Origin of the sequence: Ascidiimonas aurantiaca (assembly GCF_037646345.1) — a bacterium.
Classification (GTDB): domain Bacteria; phylum Bacteroidota; class Bacteroidia; order Flavobacteriales; family Flavobacteriaceae; genus Ascidiimonas; species Ascidiimonas aurantiaca.
The window spans coordinates 1-26446 of the sequence record NZ_JBBEWR010000021.1 but is presented as its reverse complement, the minus strand read 5'-3'; the positions used below and the strand labels follow the sequence as shown (position 1 = coordinate 26446).

9 protein-coding genes are annotated in these 26446 nt (G+C 39.9%); all 9 read right to left on the bottom strand.

Annotated elements, in window-relative coordinates:
* Positions 1–4788 (bottom strand): amino acid adenylation domain-containing protein (locus WAO84_RS16675; protein ID WP_340067246.1); only part of this gene is annotated, 4788 nt, incomplete at its 3' end.
* Complete coding sequence (locus tag WAO84_RS16670; protein ID WP_340067245.1) at positions 4789–6174, bottom strand: FAD-binding oxidoreductase; 1386 nt, start codon at positions 6172–6174, stop codon at positions 4789–4791.
* Positions 6174–7292 carry a 4-hydroxyphenylpyruvate dioxygenase gene (gene hppD, locus WAO84_RS16665; RefSeq protein WP_340067244.1) on the bottom strand — a complete coding sequence of 373 codons (1119 nt, stop codon included), beginning with the start codon at positions 7290–7292 and terminating at the stop codon, positions 6174–6176. Before hppD ends, WAO84_RS16670 begins: the two co-directional genes overlap by 1 nt.
* Before the next feature lie 11 nt (positions 7293–7303).
* The gene (locus WAO84_RS16660) at positions 7304–8620 is read right to left on the bottom strand and encodes an aminotransferase-like domain-containing protein (RefSeq protein WP_340067243.1); all 1317 of its coding nucleotides are present in this window, start codon (positions 8618–8620) and stop codon (positions 7304–7306) included.
* Between the two features lie 124 nt (positions 8621–8744).
* Positions 8745–13955 (bottom strand): MupA/Atu3671 family FMN-dependent luciferase-like monooxygenase, encoded by a 5211-nt coding sequence (locus WAO84_RS16655; protein WP_340067242.1) that lies wholly within the window; start codon positions 13953–13955, stop codon positions 8745–8747.
* Positions 13952–17005, bottom strand: coding sequence for a type I polyketide synthase (locus WAO84_RS16650; protein ID WP_340067241.1), 3054 nt, complete (start codon positions 17003–17005; stop codon positions 13952–13954). The genes WAO84_RS16655 and WAO84_RS16650 overlap by 4 nt, the downstream gene beginning before the upstream one ends.
* A complete protein-coding gene (locus tag WAO84_RS16645) occupies positions 16995–17936 on the bottom strand; it encodes a non-ribosomal peptide synthetase (RefSeq protein ID WP_340067240.1) in 942 nt (313 codons plus the stop codon). Before WAO84_RS16645 ends, WAO84_RS16650 begins: the two co-directional genes overlap by 11 nt.
* A gap of 93 nt (positions 17937–18029) precedes the next feature.
* On the bottom strand, positions 18030–21179 hold the full coding sequence (locus WAO84_RS16640) for a non-ribosomal peptide synthetase (protein ID WP_340067239.1): 3150 nt from the start codon (positions 21177–21179) through the stop codon (positions 18030–18032).
* Positions 21179–26416 carry an amino acid adenylation domain-containing protein gene (locus WAO84_RS16635; RefSeq protein WP_340067238.1) on the bottom strand — a complete coding sequence of 1746 codons (5238 nt, stop codon included), beginning with the start codon at positions 26414–26416 and terminating at the stop codon, positions 21179–21181. The genes WAO84_RS16640 and WAO84_RS16635 overlap by 1 nt, the downstream gene beginning before the upstream one ends.
* Positions 26417–26446 lie beyond the last annotated feature (30 nt).

Genomic DNA, 26446 nt, shown 5'->3' with positions numbered 1-26446 from the left:
TTTAAACAGATCTACTACTGTCTTATCCCTGTCATAGTCTAACTTTAATGAATTGAAGTCCTCCAGTACTAATTTCTTTTCTTCCGGGGTAATGTACTCCAGATCACATATAGGACTTTCAGGCTGTTCAAGTACACTTTCTAACAGTTGTACCAAATGACCAACCATTTGTTGTATTTGCTGTGCCTCAAAAATATCAGTATTGTAGATAAGTCCTGCCGAGAGGCCCTCCGGGGTTTCCATGAAGTTAAGTACCAGATCAAATACGGCAGACTGTGGCACCTCTGTTTTATAACGGGATACTTTTAATCCGCCTTCGGGTGCCGTAGTCTCTTTTGATATATTTTCACCTTTATGAACAATTACCTGTACGTCAAACAAAGGGTTCCTGCTCATATCCCTCTGAAGCCCGAGAGCATGCACCAGATCATCAAAAGGATATATTTGATGCTCATATCCCTGAAGTACTACTTTTTTAACTTTCTGAAGTATCTCGCGGAAAGTATTTGTTTTTTCAAACTGTGTTCTGAAAGCCAGTGTATTTACATAAAAACCTATCTGGTCCTCCAGATGGTGATGTTCTCTTCCTGCAACGGGGCTTCCAATAATAATATCTTCCTGCTCAGTGTAATGATAAAACAGAATATTCACTATACTCAAAAGCCCCATAAAGAGACTGCTATCTTCTTCTCTGAGCAGTTTTTCAAACTTTTCATTTATATGGCCCGGCAACTGAACCAGATAATCATCCCCGTTAAACGTTTTTACAGGGGGTCTCTTTTTACCTCGTGAAATATCCAGTATTGGGAGCTCTCCCGAAAACTGATCCAGCCAGTAGGCTTTGTGTTCTGCAAGAGAGTCTCCACTTAACTCCTCTATCTGCCATGCTGCAAAATCTTTATATTGAATAGGTAATGATTTTAATGCAGGTTCTGTTCCTGTACAATATGCATGATAACATTGCAACACTTCTTTTACCAGCACATTCAAGGACCAGCCATCGCTAATAATATGATGAATTACTGAACTAAAAACCCATTGATCGGAACCTATTCGATACACTCCTGCTTTTAGCAATGGCCCTTTTGAAAGTTCTATGGGAGAAGTGAGTTCTTCTCTGAGCAGTTCGTTTAATCTGGTTTTTGGGTTTTCAAATTGAGTAAGATCTTCATTTGTAAGTACAAAACCGGATGCTTCCAGAGGGTAAATTACCTGGCGTACTTCTCCCTCTTCATTTTCTTTAAAAACGGTTCGAAGGCTTTCATGCCTTTCAATAACAGTTATTAAAGAACGGGAAAGGGCCTCAATATCTAATACTCCTTCAAAAAGATATAAAGCCGGAATATTGTAGGCTATATTGGCCTGCTCAAACTGGCTGAGTATCCAAAGACGTCTTTGGGTTAAAGATAAAGGATAATCTTTTTGAACAGCTACTTTAGGAATAACATTGTACTGTAACGGCTGTTTTTCTAATAGCAATGCCGCCTGCTCTTCTATCGTAATATGAGTGAATATTTCCCTTAACTGTAATTTGACACCAAAGTCTCTGTGGATCCTCCCAATTAAACGGGTAGCTTTCAGACTATGCCCTCCCAATTCAAAGAAATGGTCATGCACCCCGATCTTATCTTTTTGAAGAATATCTTTCCAAAGCTCAGTTAGCCTTTCTTCTGTTTCATTACGAGGGGCCACATAAGGTGTTCCTGCATGCATCTCCATATTTTCGGGAAGCCGCAGTGCTTTTCTATCCACTTTTCCATTGGGAGTAAGCGGAAGACTATCCATAAATACAAAATAGGAAGGTATCATGTAGTCGGGTAGTTCTTTTGAAAGTTTCTGTCTCAATTCTGAGGCGGTAAAGTTCTTTGATACCACATACGCCACCAGTACTTTTTCAGAGGTTTTCTCCTCTGCGGTAACTACCGCGACCGAGTGTACATTCTCTATTTTTTCAAGTGTATTTTCTATTTCTCCGGGTTCAATACGGTACCCGCGAATTTTTACCTGATCATCTTTTCTTCCTAAAAACTCTACAGTACCGTCATGGCGCCATCTCCCCAGGTCTCCTGTACGGTATAATAACATATCATTGTATGGATGCCTGATGAATTTCTCTGCTGTAAGTTCCGGCTGGTTCCAATACCCTTTGGATATACCATCGCCTCCCAGACATATCTCTCCAGGTATTCCTATACCACAAAGGTTGAGATCTTTATCAAGAATATATGCGGTACTGTTGCTTATGGGCTTCCCAATGGGAACTGAAGCAGGTACGGGCTGTGTTACTTTATGTGTTAATGAGAAGGTTGTATTTTCAGTAGGTCCGTACCCGTTAATGATCTGTATATCAGGATACGCATCCAATAATTTTTGCATGTGTGAAGGAGATAACTTGTCGCCCCCGCCTAAAACTGTTTTTAAACCGGAAAATAAACGGATATCTTCATCAATAAGCTGATGTAACCATCCTGCGGTAAACCACATGGTATCTACTTCCTGTTCTTTAATATAATCAGCAAGTGCAGTACTGTCCATCAATCGTTCCTGATCACATAATACCAGTCGCCCGCCATTGAGAAGCATACTCCAAAATTCAAAAGTGGTAGCATCGAATGAAAAAGCTCCGGTAGACAACAGGGTCTCTTCCCCGGTGAGGGTAACGAAGTTTGCTGATCTTACCAGACGTATTACGTTACGATGTGTGACCATTACTCCTTTAGGGCGACCTGTAGAACCTGACGTGTACATAAGATAGGCTAGTGATTCTGCGTCCATGATTGTATCGAAAGCCTCATTGGAGAGTGTATCTTCTTTTGTTTCAAAAGCGGTAATGAAATCAGCATTGATCACTACACTGCTATTTGTGTCTTTTAACATATAGTCTATACGGTCCTGCGGATAATCGGTATCTAAGGGTACATAGGCGGCTCCACATTTGAGTATTCCCAAAACTGAAATGAGCTGCCATGTACTTCGTTCCAGTTGTACTGATACCAAATCTCCGGCTTTGACTAAGTGATCACGGGTTAAATAGTGAGCAAACCGGTTTGAAACCTCTTCCAGTTCTTTATAACTTAGAGATTGCTCTTCATATACCAATGCGGTACGATGAGGGTGTTTGGCTGCCTGTACTCGAAACAGTTCTGTAATTGTACTGTTTTTAGGGTATTGTATTCGGGTTTTATTAAACCCTTCCAAAAGTTCATATTCTTCCTGAGAACTTAGGTATCCATGAGTTTTTATGGAGTTATCGGGAGCTGAAACCAGTGAGTCTAAAAGATTTACAAAATGTCTTGCAAGGGCACTGGCTGTAGCATCTGAATAAATATCACTGTTATATTCCAGCCTTAGTGCTATCATATCGTGATAATCGGTAAAATCAAAAGTAAGATCGTATTTGCTCTTTGTATTAGAGGCGCTATCTACTCCATAGGTTGCTTTTAATGCATCCATACGCTTGGAATACGCATTGCCAGGAATGGCACTTTGAAAAGCCACCATCACATCAAACAAGGCATTGCGGCTAATATCTCTGTCCAGACCGAGGCGTTCTACCAGTGCATCAAAAGGATATTCCTGGTGATCGTATGCTCCTAAAATACTTTCTTTAGTCTCTTTAAAAAACTGACGGAAACTAAGGTCTCTTTCCGGAGTTAACCTTATAGCTAGTGTATTTACATAAAAACCTATTTGATCCTGCAGATCAGGATGTTCTCTACCCGCAATGGGTGTTCCGATAATCATATCTTCCTGACTGGTATATTTGTGGAGTAATACGGAAGCTATGGAAAATAACCCCATAAACAAAGTACCTTTCTCTTTCTTACAAAAATCGATAAGTTTTTCACGAAATGCATTCTCTATTCGGTAGGTGAGGCTTCCCCCACTAAATGTTTTTACAGGTGGTCTTGGTGCATCACCAAAGTGACCCAGTATGGGTAGTTCTCCTGAGAAATGTTCAAGCCAATAGGCTTCTGAAGATTTAAAGTCTTTGCTAGAAAGTAATTCCTGTTGCCATACGGAATAATCTTTATAATGTATGTTTAAAGGAGGGAGTTCTATAGATTCTCCCTGAGCATATGCCGAATAGAAGGTCATAAGCTCTCTTAACATTACTTCCATAGACCATCCGTCACTTATAATATGGTGCATTACATACACAAAAAACCAATGCTCGTTTGATACTCTTAGCAACAACCCTCTGTATAGCGGGCCTTCTCCAAGGTGAAAAGGTGCCGTACTGGCAGTAGTAACTGCTTCCATGACCGTAGAGTTCAGTTCAGGCTCACGGCGAAGATCGCGTTCTTTAATAGTAAAAGAAACTTCTTCAGGTTTCAGGATATACTGGCGTACTTCTCCTTCTTCATTTTCTTTAAAAATAGTTCGTAGGATCTCGTGTCGGTTAATAACAGCTTCAAATGCTTTCTGCAGGTACTCCGGATTTATATTTTCAAACATTTGTACCCCGGGCATGTTATATGAAATACTACCTTCCTCAAACTGACTCAGTACCCATAACCTGTATTGTGACGAAGATAATGGATAGCTTTCCTGTTCTTCTACCGATGGGATTATCTCGTACTCATGGTAGCTATCCTGATAATTTTTAATGAAAGCTATGATTTCCTGTTTATGCTGACGAATCTCACTGAGGATCTCGGGTGTTAACACTCCTTTTGGAGCCTGAATATCTAATTTTCCATCGACCAATTTTATACGAACCTTGAGTTCTTTTAATTTCTTATAAAGGTCATTAACCGTGTTAATGGGGTTTTGAATAGTTTTCATTTAATTAAGTATGTTATTTTTATCAAACACCGTTTTAATCCTGTTCATTAATTGTAGCTGGTACTCTGAAAAAACCAATGGTAAAAATGGCAGGTGTGCCTTGCCAATGCCGTGCTCTCCGGAAAGAGTACCACCGAGCTCCACGGCTTTTGAAAATATTTCGGCAACGCTCTTGTGAATATTGACCTCCCAATGCTCTTTACTGTAGTTACTTTCCTGAAATATGTTAATGTGAAAATTACCGTTGCCTATATGCCCCAGTGCTGTGTACTTTAAAGAATATCTGGCCGTAACTCCCGCCAGAACCTCATACATTTTGTGTATTTTAGAGCGTGGTACGACCACGTCCACATCTTTAAAAAAGGTATGATTTATAACTGCTTCTCCCAAGCGGGAACGCATGAGCCAAAGATCTTTTATCTCGGGTGCGGTTTGTGCCACAAAAATTTCTTCAGATGTATATCGGGCGATCATTTCACCCAGTTGCATTACTTCTTCTAAAAGGGCATCACGGTCTTTCCCTTCAAATTCCATCCACAATACCCCGTCAATGGGTTTGGCTGTCTGTATTTTTTTATCCAAAAACTTTGAGACAAGTTCATAACCCGTTTTATCAATAAACTCAATACTGGATGCGGAGTGCCCTTCTTTAAAAAAGCAATGTACACATTCAAACAGGCGATTAATATCTGCAAAAGGAACCATGATAAGTATCTCTTGCACAGGGCTTACCAATTGAAGTACTACTTTGGTAATGATGCCAAGGCTTCCTTCACTGCCGGCAATAAGTTGTGTAAGGTTATAACCGGTGGCATTTTTGCTGATATTTTTTCCTGTCCATATAATTTCACCATCGGGAAGCACGACTTCCATGTTTAGCAGATAGTTGCGTGTTGGGCCGTATTTAAGGGATTTGGGGCTACCGCTCGATACGGCAATGTTACCTCCAATGGTACAGGAAGCTGCACTGCTTATATTTTGAGGAAAACACAATCTGTGTTCTGACAAAGCCTCCTGAAAATGAGCGGTGGTAACACCACATTCTACGACAGCCAAACGGTCTATTGTATTGATCTCGATAATACGATTGAGTTTTTCTGTAGAGAGTACAATACCTCCGCGATATGACAATGAGCCTTTGCTTACTCCTGTGCCACCTCCCCTTACGGTAACAGGTGTATGGGTTTTATTACATATCTTAACGATCTCCGAGACTTCCTCTGCACTCGAAGGAAGCAATACAGCATCGGGCACCTGTTCTTCATCTGAGGTACAATCTCTGGAGTAGGTATGCATTTGGGAAGGTTCTGTAATCACTTTCCTTTCCCCAACGGCCTTTTTTAAGGCTTCAATTAACAGTTCTTTATTTTGAGTGATCTCTGCCATTAGAGTTTATTGGCTGCTTTAAACTCTTCTTCCATGGCCTCAAAAAGCGCATGAATATTGTCCAGTCCAAAACCATCGTAATTATTTACCCGTTGTACAATTTCATAGAAGAAAGTAGCCCGGTCACCTATGGGGGTTGTAAAGATCTGGAAGAGTAACGAATCGTCCTGCACATCGCATAAAACCCCATATTTTCGCAACGGTTCTACATCCAGGCTGGGGAACTTTTTCTCCAGTTTATCATAATATGAATCGGGGTAACTGGTAAATTTCACACCGTTGGCCCTAAGGTTTTTGACGGATCTGAAAATATTATCTGACTCAAATGCAATATGCTGAATACCCACCCCGTAGTTTTGATCGATAAATAACTGAACCTGGGTTTTCACACCGTGATCCGGCTCTACCAGCACATTATTTATTTGTTTATTATGTGATTGTAAGACTTTCATAAGCATTCCTATTTTTTTCTCTCCGTCTTTAGTTCGCTCGTCAAACTCAACAACGGTTTTTGATTGAAAAATACCATTAAAGTATTTTTCCCAAAGTGTTATTTCATTTAAGCGCAATGCACAGGCTACGTGATCTACTTTTCTGAGTGCTGAATCTTCACTGGGGAAATCCCACTCATCTTCCACATTTTTGAAACCAGGCATAAAATCTCCCGAATAGTTATCATAATTAATAAGAACTATTTCATTATCATCAAACATTTTAAGGGACGCTTTTTCTACGAAACCGTTTTCATCAGAAACTACGTTGGGATGCTCCATAGGAATGGCACCGCTTTTCATGGCATTTTTAAAAAACTCTTTTACATTATCTACTTTAATAGCAAGTCTTTTTATACCATTACCATGAAGATCAACGAAAGAGACTATTTTATAGGAACTGGGTTGTGATGCTGATGTAATAACCAGTTTAATGTCATTTTTTTCAATGTAATAAGAGCATTTATCAGCAACACCCGTCTCGGGGCCTGCATAGGCAACTACTTTAAAGCCTAAGGCTTTTACATGCCAGTAAGCCACCATTTTTGCCATGCCAACATAATACTCTATAAAGTCGTATTCTATCTTTAGAAAATCAGATACCATAATGTCGTTATTCGTTCTCATAACTTGTTTGTTTAACTTGTTAATGCTTTATTTTTAAGAAATTCGGATAATTTTTCTATACCTAAAGGAATGTCGTTTTCAGAAACATAACTGAAAGCAAGCCGCAATTGATGTTCTCCTCCGGAGTCTGCGTGAAAAAAGGACATCGGTGTAAAAATGGCTCCATAGTTGGCCGCACATTCCAGCACATCTTTTTTATCAATTGAAAATGGTGTGGTAAGGGTTATGAAAAAGCCACCTGCCGGGATCTGCCAGGTTATATTTTTTGCCCAACTCTCTTTATGGCGGCCAATAAAATGCTCAAGGTGCCTAACCACTTCATCTCTTTTCACTTTCATAGCTATCACTTTTTCCCGGGTAACAGCAGTTAGGGAATAGTCATGTGTAATGAGTATGCCTCCCAGCATGGCCTGAAGAAGAGCAGGTGTATTCACGGTAATATACCCTTTCACTCTTGCGAGAATATCACTCAAGGGTGTTTTTTGACCCTTTTCTTCAACCTCCTGATCGGCTACCATAACGGAGAGACGCAGTGAAGGATAAAGGGTTTTTGAAAAAGATCTAAGGTAAATGACCCGCTTTTGGGTATCCAGTGATTTTAAAGCGGGCAGCCTCTCCTGTTCATAACCAAAATCGCCATAGGCATTGTCCTCAACGATCAGAAAGTTATATACCCCGGCGAGGCGTAATAATTCCTGGCGTTCTTCCAGGGGCATGGTCGTACCGGTAGGGTTTTGATAATCTGGTGTGACATACACCAGTTTTATTGTTTTTGTGGTGCTACTCTGTTTTTCAAGATGCTTCTTAAGGGTTTCCAGGCACAGGCCACGAGCACCTACTTTTACGGGAACTATTTCATACCCCTGGATCCTAGCAAAATGGGTAACTCCCACATAAGTAGGCTCTTCGATCACAATACTATCTGTTGAAGTATCGCATAAGGCTGTAAGCACCATAGCGATCCCTTCCTGGGTTCCTACCGTAACTAATATATCCTTAGGCTGTACATGAATTTTTTCATCAATGGACAGGAACTTGACCAGCGCCTCACTTATAATACCTTTGGTTTTATTGTATTGACCTAAACTTCTTAATACAGTGTCTAACGGTTCATGAGTCATACGAGCTATATGTTCTGCAAACACCAGCAGGTATTGGTGAAATCCGGAAATATCAAAAAATCGCTCATCGGGACGGCCGGAGGCAAAAGAAACGGCTTGGGGATATTTTAACTGAATTTCATTTAAAAATCCCATCACATCTTCACCCAAAATCACTTTAGGATTTACGGTCACAGCTTCCTGTGCAGAAATGGTTTTTTCAGTCATAAAAACAGGTATGATTAAACAGCATACGGCATGCAGAGATAATCACGGTGACATATCACCGTGATTTTCCCTGTAGCCATACAACATGGTTTTTTATGTATTTTGAATTATTGGGTGTTGATGTTTAGATACTGTACTTATCTACATCTTCGTTTTCTTCTTCAGATTGATTTACCCAAAGTGCTTTTTCGAGTTCATTTGCCAGATTTTCTACGGTTGGGTTATTGAATAATACCGGCAAATTGATCTCTACATTGTATTTGGCATAAAGGTGATTTCTCAGTTTAATAGCTTTCACACTATGACCTCCGAGATCAAAGAAATTATCTCTAACACCTACTTTTTCTACATTTAATATTTCCTGCCAAAGATGCACCAGTTGCTCCTCCATTTCATTTCTGGGAGCCAGGTACTCGGTTCCTGTTTTGATGTCTGCTCCTTTTACTTCCGGAAGCGCCTTGCGATCTACTTTTCCGGTAGCGGTAAGCGGGAAGGTATCCAGTTTAATAAACTTCTCAGGGATCATATATCCGGGAAGTTTTTTGGTAAGGGCATACCTGAGATCTTTTACCTGTAACTGATCATCACTTTTTACATAGGCTATCAATTCTTTACTTCCTTCATCTTCACCACGGGTAATAACTACGGCCGAAGCAATAGTATCAAGATCTGTCAGTGCCTTTTCTATTTCTCCCAGCTCAACACGATACCCTCTTATTTTGACCTGGTCATCCATACGGCCCACAAATTCTATGGAGCCATTGGAAAGCCAACGCCCGAGATCCCCGGTTCTGTAGAGGTGTTTACCACTTTTCTCCGGATGCGGAATAAAATGGCTGGCAGTAAGTTCTTCCCGGTTTATATAACCGTCAGCCACTCCGGGACCTGCAATACATATTTCACCTGCTACTCCGGTAGGGCATAATATTCTGCCTTCTTTCATGATATAGATCTCCACCCCAAAATTGGGTGCTCCCAAAATACTTCCTTTCATTTCGGAAATTGCGGTTTGAGGTTCATAACTTTTATGAGACGCAAAAACAGTAGCTTCGGTAGGTCCGTAAAGTACGTGAATACGCACATGCGGAAAGAGCTTTCGCAAATCGTGCAATACTTTCGTAGGCACTCTGTCCCCACCGGTATAAACTTCTCTTAGTTGCAGATACTCATCTTTGGTATTGTTTTGTTTTACGTTTTCTATTATTTGTTCCATAAGAGCCGGTACTGCGTGGAAGGCATTCACTTTTTTAAGAGACTCGGTAAGATTGGAAATATCTCTCACTTCATCTCCTGTCATTAATACAGATGTACCTCCCGACAACCAGGGGTAGAACAATTCAAACAAGAAAATATCAAACGTATATGCACTTATTAAAGGGAAAACAGTTTCCTCTACGGCATTGAAATGGTACGCACAGTTTCTCATGAAAAAGTGAATACTTCGATGTTTTACCTTAACGCCTTTTGGGTTTCCGGTAGAACCTGAGGTATAAATTATATAAGCGAGGTCATCGGGTTTTAAGTTTGCTTTAGGTGCTTCTTTAGGATAGGTATCGTATATTTCAGATCCCCCACCGGTAAGTACCAGCCTCAATTCTTCATCAAAAAACTCCTGATAAGCTGTTTCGGTAAGTACTAAAGATGCTTTTGCATCCTGTATCATAAAATGGATACGCTCTTTTGGATTATCAGGATCTACCGGCATATAAACGGCTCCTGATTTCATAACTCCTAACAAAGCGATAATCATTTGTGGAGAACGGGAAAGGCATACTGAAACGATATCCTGATGCCGTATCCCATTTGATAACAGATAATTGGCAAGCTTATTTGACTGTTCATGTATCTGCCTGTAGGTGAACGATGTATCATTACTTATCAGGGCTATTGCCTCTGGATGGGCAAGGGCCTGCCTGGTAAACAATTCAGGAAGATTCTCATCTTCTGTCGTTAAAAACAAATGTTGCTTTTTCAAAAGCTCATCAAGATTACTATCCTGTAAAAATGCCTGTTCTGAAAGGAATTCTGTGATCTTTTCAAAAGTTCCATCCACATGGGTTTCCTCGTTGGGAGAATCTCCTAACCGATGCATTTGGTTAAAGGTATCTTTGAGTTGTGTAAGGTGATCCAGACCTTTTATGGTATGATCATAATCTACCCCAAAATCAATAAGACAGGCTATCTCATCTACTCCGGCATTGCTCACTTTTTCGAGCATTTTCATACCTTCTTCCTGAGAGCCTATCAATCCGGAATGCTCACGATATTTTTTAACAGAATATTTAATAAGTTCATCTACTTCTTTTTGTGTCACCTCTTTCCCTACATGTCCCGGCTCTTGAGCAGAAAAGTGTCTTTCGGTCATTTTCAGGGATTGCATCAGATAATCAGACAAAGGCTTCTCGGTTCTTTCGGCTGCGAGTTCACTGGTAGCATCGATATACGTATGGAGCATAAGAACAATTTTATCTTCTCCTTCGGGATGCCCGTTTTCACGATAGGCTTTTCTGTAGGCATCTACTTTTTCTTTTAAGTCACTGAGGGTAGAATTTACAAGACCGGTAAGTACGCCTCCTCCCATTTCACCGGCTTTCTTAAATGTCTCTATATTACCGCTACTGGCTATTAAGAAGGGAAGTTCTTTTTGAACGGGTTTAGGTAATACGGAGACTGATTTCGTGCCTCCTTCTCCATCTTCCATAACAAATTTCTCACCGGTCCATAACTCTCTTATAACTTCTATGTTTTTAAAGAGTATCTCTCTTCGGTTTTTATAGTTTTCGGGCTTAATTACAAAATCATTGGCATTCCAGCCGGAGGCAAAACAAACCATTACACGTCCTCCGGAAAGGTTATCTACTACTGACCATTCTTCAGCAACACGAATGGGGTGATGTAAAGGTGCTACCACACTACCGGCACGTATGCTCACATTACGGGTAACACTGGCAATGGCAGCTCCCAGAACACTGGGGTTAGGATAAGGCCCTCCAAACTCGTTGAAATGTCTTTCCGGAGTCCATATGGCATTGTAACCATGCTTATCGGCATATTTGGCTCCCTCTATAAGCAACTTGTATTGAGCTTTTTCTTCTCCTTCATTACCAAAGTAATACAAACTGAAATCCAGTTTATTTTTTGCAGAATATGTAGCAGACTCTGTATTTTCTAAATATATTTCTTTTCCCTTATATAGTGCAAACAGAAGCTCAAGGGCCATTTGTGAATACCCGTATTTTTTAAGGTTTTCAACAATCAATGGAGTATTTTGATATGTTTTCTCCAGTTCCTCAAAAAGTTCTGAACAGGCTTTTACCGTTAGTAAAAAAGGTGTTTTGGCCTCTTCCGCACCTGTATTTTCCAGAAGTAATACATGCCTGTATCCCTCAGGTAACTGGCTGAAGGTATTTGAATAATTTTCTTTTGCCGTAATAAAGGCTGACACAAGTTCATCGTTTACCCGTATATCCGAATACGTGCGATCTGAGTCGGGATTCGGATAACAAACAGCGCCAGTCTTGAGAATACCCATCATGGCCAGAAGCATGAGATCAGTTTGTTCTGCACTTAGTGTAACGATAGTGTTGGGACGTATTTTATGTTCCTGCACCAGATAATTGGCAAAACGGTTAGAAAGCTCATGAAGCGTTTCTAACGACCATTTATTTTGCGGATATATGCTTTTCTCTATAAAAGCGGTTCCCTTTTCAGGGAATAGGAAAGATCCCCAGGTATTTCCGCTCTTTGCATTTCCAAAGGTTAGCAATTGTGTTTTTTCAGTTTCCGGCAATACATTTACATCTTTTAACTTTGCATCGGGATCTTTTACTACCGATTGCATAAGCTCACGTAAATGCCTCAACATTCTTTCTATTGTATCACGATTAAAAATACTTTGATTGAACTCAGTGGTACAATGCAGTCCGTCGGGTGATTCTGTAATATTAAATACAATGTCAAAAGCTGCATAGCGTTCTTCCTGCCCTTCAAAACCATAAGCGGTAAAGCCTTCCATTGTATTTTTATCGGCTATCTGGGTATGGAAATTTTGCAACACTACAAATACGTCAAAAAAGATGGTTCGGCTGGAATCTCTTGTCGGATTTAATTCGTTAACTAACTGTTCAAACGGATAATCTCTATTCTCATAGGCCTGGAATGCCTTTTCACTTACGCCCGATAGTAGTTTTCTAAAACTAAATTCTTCTTCAAATTGCGTACGTAGCGCCAGTGTATCGGCAAAGAAACCAATTTGATCTTCCAGTTCTTTAAACTCTCTGCCATACACCGGAAATCCTAAAACAATATCTCTTTGCCCTGTATATTTGTAAAAAAGCAGATTTATAAGAGACATAATGCCGGTGAAAAGCGTAGCATGCTGGCTGGCACAAAATGTTTTGAAGTCTTTAAGCAAGTCGCTTTCTATTGTTAACCGGGAAAGCCCCGCTTTTACCATTCTTTGTACGGGCCTGGGATGATCCAGAGGAAGCTCTAATACAGGAACTTTATCGGCAAATTGGGAAAGCCAGTATTCCCGTTGTTTACGAACTGCGTCACTATTTATGAGATTTTCTTTCCAGACTGCAAAGTCTTTGTACTGAATTCGCAGAGGCTCACTAATTTCTTTCCAGTTTCTTCCATGCTTCCTGGCGGTGTACAGAACAAGTACTTCCCGCTTCATAATACCTACAGACTTACTGTCTCCCACAATGTGATGAAGTACAAAAAGAATTACCCATTTCTTAGGTTCTGTTTTGTAAACAATACATTTTACAAGAGGCCCTTTTTCAAGGTCAAAAACTACTTTTATTTCTTCAAGAATGATGGTTTTCAGGTTTTCAAAAGCATTCTCATGATGGGAGATATCTTTAAACTCCATTTTAAAACCAATGTCTCCTGCCGGTTTTACAAACTGTCTGGGTACACCTTCATCATCCCCACTAAATACGGTTCTCAGTATTTCGTATTTCTCAATGAGGTCGTGCAATGCCTCCTCAAACAATGCAAAATCAAAATCACCTTCAATTACCAGGGTTTCATGCATATTGTAGGCAAAGTTGTAGCCTTCTAATTGATTGAGTATCCATGCTCTCCGTTGTGTTGGGGTAAGGGGGTACCCGTTAGGGCTTTCTTCTGCCTTAGGAATACGATCTGAATTACTGACCGCTTTTTTGGTGAGATAATCTATGATCTCTTTTTTACGACTTTTCAGTTCGTTTACCATAGCATCTGTAAGGGTATTTTCCTTAAAGGTTACCTTTAGGTCTCCTTTTGAAAGGGAAATATCAATTTTATGCCCTTTTAGTTCTTTTAAAAAGCTTTCTACATTTTTCATATCGTGATCGTTCTTACCGTTTCTAATTCTTTTTCATTTTGTATGCCCAGTGTTTCATTTAGATACTCGGCTATTTGACCTACCGTTTCCGTACTCATAAAATTTTGCAGGGGTAAATCGACATCAAATTGTGTCTTGATCTTTTTAAGTAATAACATTCCGTTAAGGGAATCTACTCCTATATCCCATAAATTATCATCCATACTCACATTTTCAACATTCAGGAATGTCATGAATATCTCTTTTAACTGGTTCTCTATAGAAGCTTTTTCATTTCCGTTAAGGTGTATAGAAACGGTTTCTTCAGTTACGGTTTCTTCCTGACCAGATACCTGTATTGCATTGGGAGTGGCATCAGTTGTATTTTCAGTAAACTCACTGGCCAGCATGCGTAATGCATTATCAGGTTGTACAGGATATCTGTGCTTTTCAAACGCATAGGTAGGTAAGGCCATTCTGCCTGGCGTACCTGATTTGTAAAATAGTTTCCATTGTATATTGGCACCGTATTGCCATAAAGTAACCAGTGTATTATTGAAGTGGGGCAGGGTATTGACCGATTTGTTCTGAGACGGCAAAACACTCAGGGTTTCCTGTCCTTCTGCAAACAGATTGAATTCTCTTAGCAATGCATCTGAGAGGCTACTACCGGGTCCTATTTCTATAAGAACCAGATGTTTATGTTTCTCCAAAAGGGTTTTGACCGAATGAAACAATTGAGATGTTTTTATCTCATTGTCTATCCAGTACGCACCGTTCATAATTTCTTCCGGTTTAAGTTCTTTCCCGGTTACAGAAGACCATACCGGAATTTCCTGAGTATTGGCAAATGAATAGGTATCACACTCTTCGGCCAGATTTTTACGTGTTTCCGGCTTAACCGATGTGTATATTGGAAAATGTTTGGGAAGTAATGAACTGGGAATACCGTCTTCTTCAAGACGTATTTTTAATTTGGCAATAGCCGATTTGCTTCCTGAAAACACTACCTGTTGTGACCCGTTTACAGCTGCTATGGCAATGGTTTTATCTATATAGTTTTGAGCTTCTTTTTCTGTTAATGCCGCTTTTAAACCTGTTTTTGCATTCTCTTTTTCCAGTAACTCAGCCCGGCTTACCGCCAGTTTAAGTGCGGTTTCTAAGCTCATGGCACCACTTACCGCACAGGCCGCAATTTCACCAGTACCCTGCCCTATAAGGTAACTTGTTGTAAGGCCGGCTTTTTTAAGCAGTGTTCCCAAAGCATATTCCAGCAATACCAATAAAGGGTCTGCCAGTATGGGTGTTTGCAAATACTGCGTTTGATCTTCGGTTGTGTAGAGGAGTTCTTTATATTCTTTTTTTGTAATAGCTTTCAGATGTTCAAACCCTTCATCCATAAGCTCTTTAAACACCGGATTGTGCTCATAAAGCTCTTTACCCATATTCACGAAGGCTTCTGTTCTTCCGGGAAAAAGAAATGCTACTTTAGTCTCTTCTACCGGCCATGCAGCTTTTTGCCAGGCATCATTTTTAAGATTAGCTATAAGGTCTTCATAATCTTTAAATGGCAAATGCTCACGAAACGCATGGTGCTTTCGCCCTACCTGAAGTGTATAAGCTACGGCATCTATATCTATATTTATTTCCTTTTTAAGGAAATCTGTTAGTTTTGCTTTGGTTTCCTGTAATGAAGTATCAGATCTGGCCGAAATTAGCAGGCTTCGTATAGCAGTTGAGGAAGCTTTCTTTTTTCTTGCAGGTGCCTGTTCAAGAATAACATGGGCATTAGTACCTCCTATACCAAAGGAGCTTACACCTGCCCGTAGCGGGGTGCCATTTTTGGCTACCCAGGGTTTTAAGGTATTGTTCACGTAAAAGGGGCCGGCACTGAGGTCAATTTCAGGATTGATCTCATTAAAATGGAGTGTAGGCGGTATGGTTTCATTTTTTAATGCCAGTACTGCTTTTATAAGCCCTATAACACCGGAAGCAGTATCGGTATGTCCTATATTGGTTTTTACAGAACCAAGAGCACAACTATGGGTGCCGTTGATATTAGCAAAAGCGGTGTTGAGGGCTTCTACCTCTATTGGATCTCCTATCCTGGTGCCGGTGCCGTGAGCTTCGAGGTATCCTATAGATTCGGGTTCTACGTGCGCTATTTTAAAGGCGCTGCGAATACATTCCATTTGTCCCTGAATACTGGGAGCTACATACCCTAATTTACGGTTCCCGTCGTTATTAGCAGAACTACCTTTAATAACAGCATGAATATGATCATTGTCCTGTATGGCATCTGCCAGTCTTTTAAGAACTACGGCTCCCGTACCTTCACTACCAACGGTACCAGACGATTCTTTATCGAAGGTTCGGCAGTGACCGTCTTTTGAATAAATAGATCCTTCTTCATAAAAATATCCTTTTTCTCTTCCGGTCATAATAGATATGCCTCCGGCAACAGCAAGATTGGCCTCTCCCATTAAAAGGCTTCTACAGGCCAGATGTACTGATGATAAGGATGTGGAACAGGCAGTGTTTATAGTATAACAGGGGCCGTTAAAGTTGAGCTTATACCCTATTAGCGAAGCGATGTGATCTTTATTGGTTATAAAATTAAGAGTCATGGTATCTACCAGTTCTTCCCGGTTTTTTAATTTTGCCCAGGCTCTCCAGGGAAAATCGTCTCCCGCACCGGCATACAGGCTTATTTTGCCATTTACGCTTTCGGGTGTGTACCCTGCATCTTCCAACGCTTCCACCACTGTTTGATGAAAAAGTTTATGAGCAGGATTCATAAGAAGTGCCTCATTCTGTGTATAATCAAAAAACTTAGGGTCAAAAAACTCTCTATTATCCATTAAGGCCCTTGCCTTAACATAATTATCTTCATGAAAGCGTTTCTTGTCTTCTTCATTAAATTCAGGATCATTTTCATCAAAAAACTGAATAGATTCTTCACCTTTTACGAGGTTGTTCCAGAATTCTGACCAGTTGGCAGCACCGGGTACCTGGCAGGCCATACCAATGACTGCTAATTCAAGGCCTGTGTAATTTTCTTTATTCTTCATTTTCAGAGCGATTTAATAAATTTAGTGTAGCATGCATTACAGATACTGCTTTTTCCGAATCTTCATCTATCGGAGTGGTAGCAGTATCAGGTTCTTTATCATTTTGATTTATATAAGCCGCAAGGGCTTTTACATTTGGGTTCTCATATAGTTTTACTACGGGTACTTTTATTCCCATTTGTTTGGCTATAAGGGTTTTCATCCGTATTACTTTAAGAGAGTTCCCTCCGAGATCAAAAAAATTGTCTTCTACCCCTATGGTATCAATACCCAGGACCTCTTTCCATATATCTATGAGTTGTTTTTCTGCCTCAGATACCGGTCCTCTTCCCCAAGAATGTGTTTTCTTGATATGAGTATAGGGCAACGGCAATTTTGTATGATCTACTTTTCCATTTGAATTTTTTGGAAAAGCATCCAATATAAAAAAGTGTTGAGGTATCATAAAAGAAGGCAGTTTTTTACTCAGTTCTTTACGTAGGGTTATTAAGGCAACGGGCTCATTGTTTGTTATATACGCGGCCAATTCATTCTGTTGAGATTTTCCTTTTACTACTTTAACCAGTACCCCGGTAATATGATCCAGTTTACGTATTTCATTTTCAATCTCTCCGGGTTCTATGCGATATCCTCTAATTTTCACTTGTTGGTCGTTCCTTCCCACAAACTCCAGATCCCCATTAGAAAGCCATCGGCCCACATCATTGGTTTTAAATAAGATTTCTCCTTTCTTGAAAGGATTGGGGATAAACCTTTCTGCGGTGAGCGCGGGATTTTTAAGATACCCCTTAGCTACCTGCGGGCCGGAAATATAGATCTCACCGGCTACTCCTATGGGGCAAAGTTGCTGATGTTGATTTAAAATATAGATCGAAGCGTTATACGTTGGCTTACCAATAATACCTTCATGTATTTCTCTACTCGTTTTCATAAATTATTCTGCCTTTTAAAGCTCACGTACCATTGCTTATTTTAAAGAACGTTTGTATTAAAAACTCTATGCCGTTGTACAATTCTGGGTAGGTTATACAATAAATCGATCTACCTGGTCTTTTTCCAACTCTTCCTTATTTACCCAAAGTGCCTTTTCAATTTCTTCAGAGATATTGGCAATGGTAGGGTCTTCCAATAAAGAAGGCAAGTCCAGTTCAACCCCAAATACTTTAAATATCTGTGCCTTTAGTTTGGTGGCTTTAATACTGTGGCCACCCAGATCAAAAAAGTTGTCTAAAATCCCTATCTTTTCTTTTTCAAGAATTTGTTCCCACATAGTTTGTAACTGTTTTTCAGTTTTAGTTTGCGGAGCTCTGTATTCGGAACTGATTATTGTATTTAATTTATCTGGCAGGGGTAATTTGGTTCTGTCTATTTTACCCCTGGAGGTAACAGGAAATTCACTTAACTCCACAAAAGTACCCGGTAACATGAAGAAGGGAAGCCTTTCTAAAAGATATGCTCGCAAATCCTTCATATTGAAATCTGATTTTTTAACTAAGTAAGCGATCAACTCTTTATTGTCACCATTCATTGATTTTGCCAGTACAACGGCATTGGTAACTGCTGGATAAGAACGAATAGCTTCTTCTATTTCTCCTAATTCAATTCTATACCCTCTTATCTTAACCTGATTATCATTTCTGCCCACTATTTTTAAAACCCCATTTGATAACCAACATCCTAAATCTCCCGTTTTGTATATCTTGTTACCTTTGTCATATGGATTTTCTACAAAATGCTGATTTGTCAATTCTGGCATGTTCAGATACCCTCTTGCTATTCCCGGGCCTTCCAGACAAATTTCTCCAATGACTCCTACTGGACAAAGCTTTAAGTGTTCATTAAGTATTAAAACTCTGGTATCTGTATTAGGTTTCCCAATTAATGAACCGTTATAATCATGCATGTTAACATTTCCGGAATAATAATATGAGCATGAAAAAATAGTTGCTTCCGTAGGACCGTAAAGCTCCTGAATATGGACTTTTGGAAAAACACTATGAATGTCTTTAAGCAGAGAGTTTGGAACTTTATCTCCTCCAACAAAAACCTTTATCAGATGTTTGTAAGAGCTTCCATCTTTTGTGTTTTTAATACTATCTAACAGCTCCTGCATTAATACGGGAACTGCATGAACAACGGTTACGTTTTTTAATACCGAAGCCAGTTTACCCACATCCCGAATTATCTCATCAGAGCAAATAATTGAGGTTCCGCCTCGTAATAAAGGAAAAAAACACTCAAATAGAAATATATCGAAAGCTACTGAACTTAATACGGGCATCACAATGTCTTTCTCTTCTATAATATGAGAACAACTGTGAAAAAAAGATGAGAGGTTTTTGTGTTCTATCAAAACTCCTTTAGGAGTACCCGTTGAACCTGATGTATAAATAACATAAGCAAGTTGTGAAGGAATAATTTTGATCACATCAAAATATGTATCTAAACTCTGTTTTTTTTCTTTAAAGAGAGATAGTACTTCTTCATTAAAAACAACTTTACAACTACTGTCTTCTATAATAAACTCCTGCCGTTCTTTAGGATATTTCATATCTACAGGAACAAAAGCTGCTCCTGTTTTGGAAATGGCAAGTATAGCGACAACCATCCATTCGGATCTTGGGAGTACTATGGTTACCAGGTCTTCTGCCCCAACATTGTATTCTTCTTTGAGAAAGTTTGCCAGTTGATTGACCAGTTTATTTAATTCAAGATATGTGTATTCAATATTATCAAATATCAGAGCTGTTTCTTCAGGTGTCTTATATACCTGCTCACTAAACATATCCGGAAATACTTTCTCACTTACTACTGGTTTATATGAATTATTAAAATCCAGTAACAGTTTTTTCTTTTCATTATCGTTAATAATTTCAATATCAGTTACATAAATGTCCGGATTGTTTATAACTACATTAATTACATTTATTAGTCCTGTTTTAATGTATTCAATAAATTCAGTATGGTATGTACTCACATCATATTCAATCCTGATACACAATCGTTCACCCGGCACTATAATAATATTAAGCGGATAATTGGTACGCTCATGTACCTCTGATGATAACAATTTGAAATCAGCTTCCAACTGGTCGTTCTCTAATCCTGAACGTACCATTTCTTCTACGGGAAAGTTCTCAAATACCACTACATGATTAAAAAGATCACGGCCTAAACTACTTTGTGACTGTATATCGCTTAAACCCATATAATGATGAGCTGTACTGTCAACACCTTCCTGGTGTACTTTTTGTAACAATTCTAAAAAACGTGTCTTTTCTGAGTATTGAATACGAACAGGTACGGTATTGATAAAAAGGCCTATCATCTCTTCTATTCCGGGAATCTCTGCAGGGCGACCTGATACTACTGACCCAAATACCACATCATTGGTATTGGTATAACGGGAAAGTAATACCCCCCAAACGGTTTGTATAAAGGTGTTTTCGGTTATTCCCAGCTTATTACACAACGTTGTGATCCCTTTTCGTGTTTCACCTTCCAGTACGAACTCTGCTTTTTGCGTTTCTCCATGCCACTGTACTTTATTATGATAGGTACCGGGCACTATAGCTGCGGTATCATACTCTTCCAGATATTCTTTCCAATAGCTTTCAGAAACTTTGGTTTCCTTCTTCATAAGCCATTTAATATAGTCTGAATACCGGTAGGGCTTTTTAAAATGAGGCTCCTCGTTCTTAAGCAGGCTCTCATATATCTGAAAAAACTCGTTCATGAGAAGGCTTAAACACCAGCCGTCCATTAAAATATGATGCATACTCCATACTAACTCATACTGGTCTTCACCAAGATGTATGACATACAACCGCATTTGCGAATCCTTATGAAGATCAAAACCCCGGGCCCGGTCTTCTTCTTTAAAGGTTTCTAATGAAAAACCGGGTTTATCCAAAGCATCTACAAAACTGAACGTTGAGGGTACTTCTTTTTTTACTACCTGTAATAGATCTTCAGATAATTTATGGGTAAAAAAGGTTCTTAAAACCGAATGACGAGCTACCAGGATATCATAGCTCTCTTTCATTTTAGCTATGTTTACTGTGCCTTGTATCCGGTAGCTCATTTGCTCAAAATAAGCTGTCGGGTCTGTAAGCCAATGATAATACATCCCCTGTTGTAAAGGGCTTAACGGATAGACATCTTCTAATTTCATTAAAGGTCGTTTAAAAGTTCCAGTTGTTCCATACTCAGCCCTTTATAGGTGAGGTCTGACGGAGTAATATGTGTTTCCTGCTCTGATGCCAACTCATCAATAAGTGTTCGCAATGCTTCTTCGCAGGATTGTATGAGTCTGTTTATGGTTTTGGAGGTAAATTGTTGATCACTATACTGAATGTTCATGGAGAATATTTGGTTTGTCACAGCAGCACTGAACTCCAGGAGTGCTTCCCGTGGCATGGCAGGATCGGTAATATTATCCTGAGGTACGCCGGAAAACCTGAAAAAGGTTTCGGGTTCTCCTGTTTGCGCAGTGCCTCCCAGATCTCCCAGATAGTTAAAGGTAATTTTCGGATGTATTTTATAGCTTCTCCGGGTATTATAATGTATCAACCCAAATCCCAGGCCTTTTTCCGGCACCTTACGCATGGTTTCTTTTACTTCAATAAGCTGTCTTACCGGCTCTTCATCATGCTCTATAGAAAGTATTACGGGGTACAATGAGGTGAACCAGCCTACCGTTCGGCTTATATCTACATCGGTTATCTCCCGCCCGTGGCCTTCCATACGAATGAGTGGTTTTTCGAGGGCATACTCTTTTTTAAGTGCCAGACCAACCGCCGTGAGAAGTATTTCTCGTACTTCTGTAGTATAGGCCTGGTAGCAATCGTTCATAAGCTGCCGGGTGAGAGTCCTGTTTAGTGTAAACGACGCACTTTTGGTATCTCCAAAAAGATTAGTTCCGCCCGGTATTTCCGGTTCCAGGGAGCTCACCGGCGTACCTTCTATTAATGACCAGTACGCATCTTCACGAATGGCATATTCTTCTGCCTGTATATTTAGCTGCTCCTGGCAATATTTAAAAGCATCTGTTTTTTCCGGCAAGACCAGCTCTGCACCCTCCTGCTGCTGCGCATAGAGTGTATGAAGGTCTTCAAGAAGTATTTGCCATGATACCGCATCAATAATAAGGTGATGTGCCAGAAGTAACAAACGGTCCTCCTGCTCACCGTTAAAAAGGATGGCTTTAAACAAAGGGCCGGTTTCCAAATGTAAGGAAGCCTGAGCCTCCCCACTCAACCTATTGAATTCTGTTTCGTCTGAAAATGTATCCTTTGAAAATCCGATAGGTTGATCTGTACTCAGGTTTTCCTGTATCCATTTCCCGTTTTCATTTTTAAAAACCAATCTGAGAGCATCGTGATGCGTCACCAGTTTTTGAATAACTGCTTCCATGCCTTCTTCTGATATTCTTTCTTTGGCTGTTAAAAGAACCGACTGGTTATAATGATGGTTTTTATCAAAATAGGTTTCAAAAAAGTAATTCTGTACCGGGCTTAAAGGAACCTCTCCTTCTACGGTACTCTGGTCTATAACCCTTGTAAGCGGCTTTATATGTGTTGCCAGTTCTTTTATTTGAGGATGGGATAGTATTTGCTGAATGGTAAGCTGATATCCTTTTTGACGAAGCCTTGATACCATCTGTATCGATTTAATAGAATCTCCTCCCAGAACAAAGAAATCGTCCAGTACACTTACAGTGTTTTTCTTCAGTACATCTTCTAATACATTTGTGAGTATTTTTTCATTTTCGGTTTTTGGTGCCACATATGCCACACCGGTATCTGTGTTTTCTGCTGAAGGGTCAGGTAGCCTTTTTTTATCTACTTTTCCATGAGGCGTCAATGGCATTTCTTCTAATTGTACAAAATATGCCGGAACAAGGTAGGCTGGCAATTGCTTGCTTAACTCCTGCCTTAGCATGGTGCTGTTAGTTTTTTCACCGGCTGTAAAATAGGCCACCAGTTCCTTTCTGTTTTCAAGGGTTCTCGCTTCTACTACAGCAGCAGTGACAGTAGCTACAGAGCACAATACTTGTTCCACTTCACCGGGTTCTACCCGGTACCCCCTTATTTTTACCTGAGCATCTTTTCGGCCAATGAAATCAATTATCGCATCTTCACGCCACCTGCCCAGGTCACCGGTCAGGTAGATCCGATCGTTTTTTTTAAAAGGGTTCTCTATGAATTTTTCGGCTGTGAGGTCTTTTTTACCTACATATCCTTTTGTCACACCTTTTCCCCCTACACCAATCTCTCCTGAAACACCTATAGGGCTCAACGAATGTTCATTACTCATAATATAAATATCTCCGTTTCCCATAGGTGAGCCTATAGGCATATTGCCTGTTGGGGGAGTATCTAAAGGCGGTTCATCAGACGGATCTTTTCCTGAAAAATACGAATGTGTTGTGGTAAAGATGGTACTTTCCGTAGGGCCATATAACACGTGAATGGCGGCTTTGGGAAATACTTCATGCATTTTTTGTATAATTCCGGGAGGTACTGTGTCCCCACCTATAAAAAGGTTTTTGATATGCATATAGGCCCCTTCTGTTTGTGTAACTTCTACATAGTTTACCACTTCTGCCATAAGGGTTGGTACTGCGTGAAAAGCATTTACCTGTTTCAAAGAAGACGTCAACTCATGAATATCTTTGATCTGTAAGTTATCCAGCATTATTGCTGTTCCTCCTGTTAACATAGGATATAGGGACTCGAACAGGAAAATATCAAACGAGTAAGATGCTAATAACGGAAGTTTTAACTCATTGAGGGCAAAGGTGTTTTTACAATTTTGTAAGAATGCCGACAAGTTGCTATGTGCTACCATAACCCCTTTAGGTTTTCCGGTAGAGCCTGATGTATAAATAATATAGGCAAGATCTGTAGCTGCCGGATAATCATCAGGGTTTTCATGGGAGAAGGTCTCCACTTTCTTTTTAAATTCTCCCAAAAGCTGTTGATCAAAAATAAGGGTACAACCACTATCTTCTATCATATGGTTAACACGATCTTCCGGATACTCAGGATCTATAGGTACATATACACATTTGGCTTTCAATATCCCTAACATCCCTATTATTACCCATTCGCTTCTTTCCAGCTTTAGCCCTATAAATTGCTTTGGGTCAATTCCTTTTTCTTCTTTTAAGAACCATGCTAACCGGTTTGACCACGTATTCAATTCACTATAAGTAAGCTCTTTGTCCTTATATTGTAAGGCTATTTTTTCGGGTGTTTTTGCTACCTGTTCCTCAAAAAGTTGTAGTATGGTGTCATTTTCATTAAATACAAAACCCGTATCATTGAAATTCACCAACAGTTTTTCTTTTTCTTCTTCACTTAGGAAATCGATACGGTCTAAAGCCGTATCAGGGCTAATGGCTACTTTCTCAAGAATAGACAACAGGTGTTGTAACATACGTTCTGCCGTACTTCGGTAAAAAAGATCTGTATTGTATTCAAGGCTAAGCCACAGTTCTTCTCCCAATTCATTGAAATTGAAGGTGAGGTCGAACTTGGTTACCTTATGCTCTGTATCATTATAATTCTTTATGGTAAGACCCCCGGTGGTTTCCTGAGTAAATGCCTCATCTATGTTTGATCTCTGAAGGGCCACGAGTACATCAAATAATACCGAGCGGCTCAGGTCTCTTTGCAAGCTTAATGCATTTACCAGTTCATCAAAAGGATAGGCCTGATGTTCATATGCCTCAAGCGTTACCTGCTTTATATGCAAAAGCAAATTCTCAAAGCTTTCATCTCCTCTAAATCGGGTTCTGAAAGCAAGTGTATTGACAAAGAATCCTATCTGATCTTCCAGATCTGAATGTACTCTTCCCGCTACGGGGCTCCCTACTACTATATCATTTTGATGAGTGTAGCGGTGAAGTAATGTATTTACCAGCCCGAGTAATATCATATGAAGGGTAATCCCTTCCTTTTTTCCTAATTCTTTTAGTAACTGAATACTGTTTTCATTAAGCTTTCCTACAACCGCATCTCCATTAAAGGTTTTAACAGGAGGGCGTTTTTTATCGGTAAGTAAATTGAGTATAGGGGTTTCTCCTTCAAATTGCTGTAGCCAGTACTCTCTATGTGATGCCATAGTATCTGCTAGTAAAGATCTCTGCTGCCAGGCAGCATAATCTTTGTATTGGATACGTAATGACTTTAGCGGGTACGGTTCATTATGTACAAAAGCTTTGTAAAGGGTAAGCAGTTCTTTTATTAACACATCCATAGAAAGCCCATCGCTTATAATATGATGTATTACATAACAAAATACCCATTGGTTATCTTCTGTATGAAGCAGGCTACTGCGAACAAGAGGCCCTTTTTCAAGATCAAATTCGTGGTGAAAAATCTCAGATACCTGTTTTCTGGTAATAGTCTCTTTATCGGTAACATGCCTCAGGTCTTCATACTCTATCTCAATATTACCGGTAAATATTTCTTCTTCCCGTATCTGTTGTACGATCTCTCCCTCATCATTCTCAACAAAAACTGTTCTAAGGCTTTCATGCCTTTTCACTAGTGCTTTGTATGCTTTTTGAAGTGCTTCTGTATGCAGATCTCCTTCAAAAATATATACATCGGGCATATTGTATGTGAGGTTACTGTCTTTGAGCTGACTAAGCACATAAACACGTCTCTGTGAGGAGGAAAGCGGATAGAACTCCCTTTTCTCCAAAACCGGAATGGTCACAAATTCTTCTTTTTCGGTATTTTCTATAAGCTGTGCCTGTGCCGCTAAAGAGGTTATCTCATAAATATCTTTTAATGCTACTTTTACATTGAATTCTTTGTGTATAAGGCTTATGAGCTTTGTTAGCTTAAGGCTATCCCCCCCTACATCAAAAAATTTATCATTTTTACCTGCCTTTTCAAGTTGAAGTACTTCACACCAAAGTGCTGCCAGTCTTTTTTCTGTTTCACTCTCAGGCGCCACATACCCGGCACCTCTTTGTAAGCCTTCACCTCCTGAGGTAGCCAGCGCTTTCTTGTCTATCTTGCCATTGGGGGTTAACGGGAAAGACTCCATCTGTACATAGCGTGAAGGTACCGCATACCCCGGTACACGATCCCGCAAGTACTCCTGTAACGAAACCGAATCTAACCCCTCTTCGCCCGTTAAATATACCACCAGTTCCAGATCACCCTGCGCTCCGGCCTCGGCCAATACTACCACGCCACTCACACCCGGGTAACCACTCAATGCACTCTCCAACTCGCCCAACTCTATTCGATACCCGCGTATCTTCACCTGATCATCCTTCCTCCCTAAAAACTCTATACTCCCATCAGGCAACCAACGCGCCAGATCGCCCGTGCGATACATACGAGAACCTTCAAAAAAAGGATCCGCCACAAACTTCTCCGAACTCAATACAGGCTGATTCAAATATCCCGTGGAAAC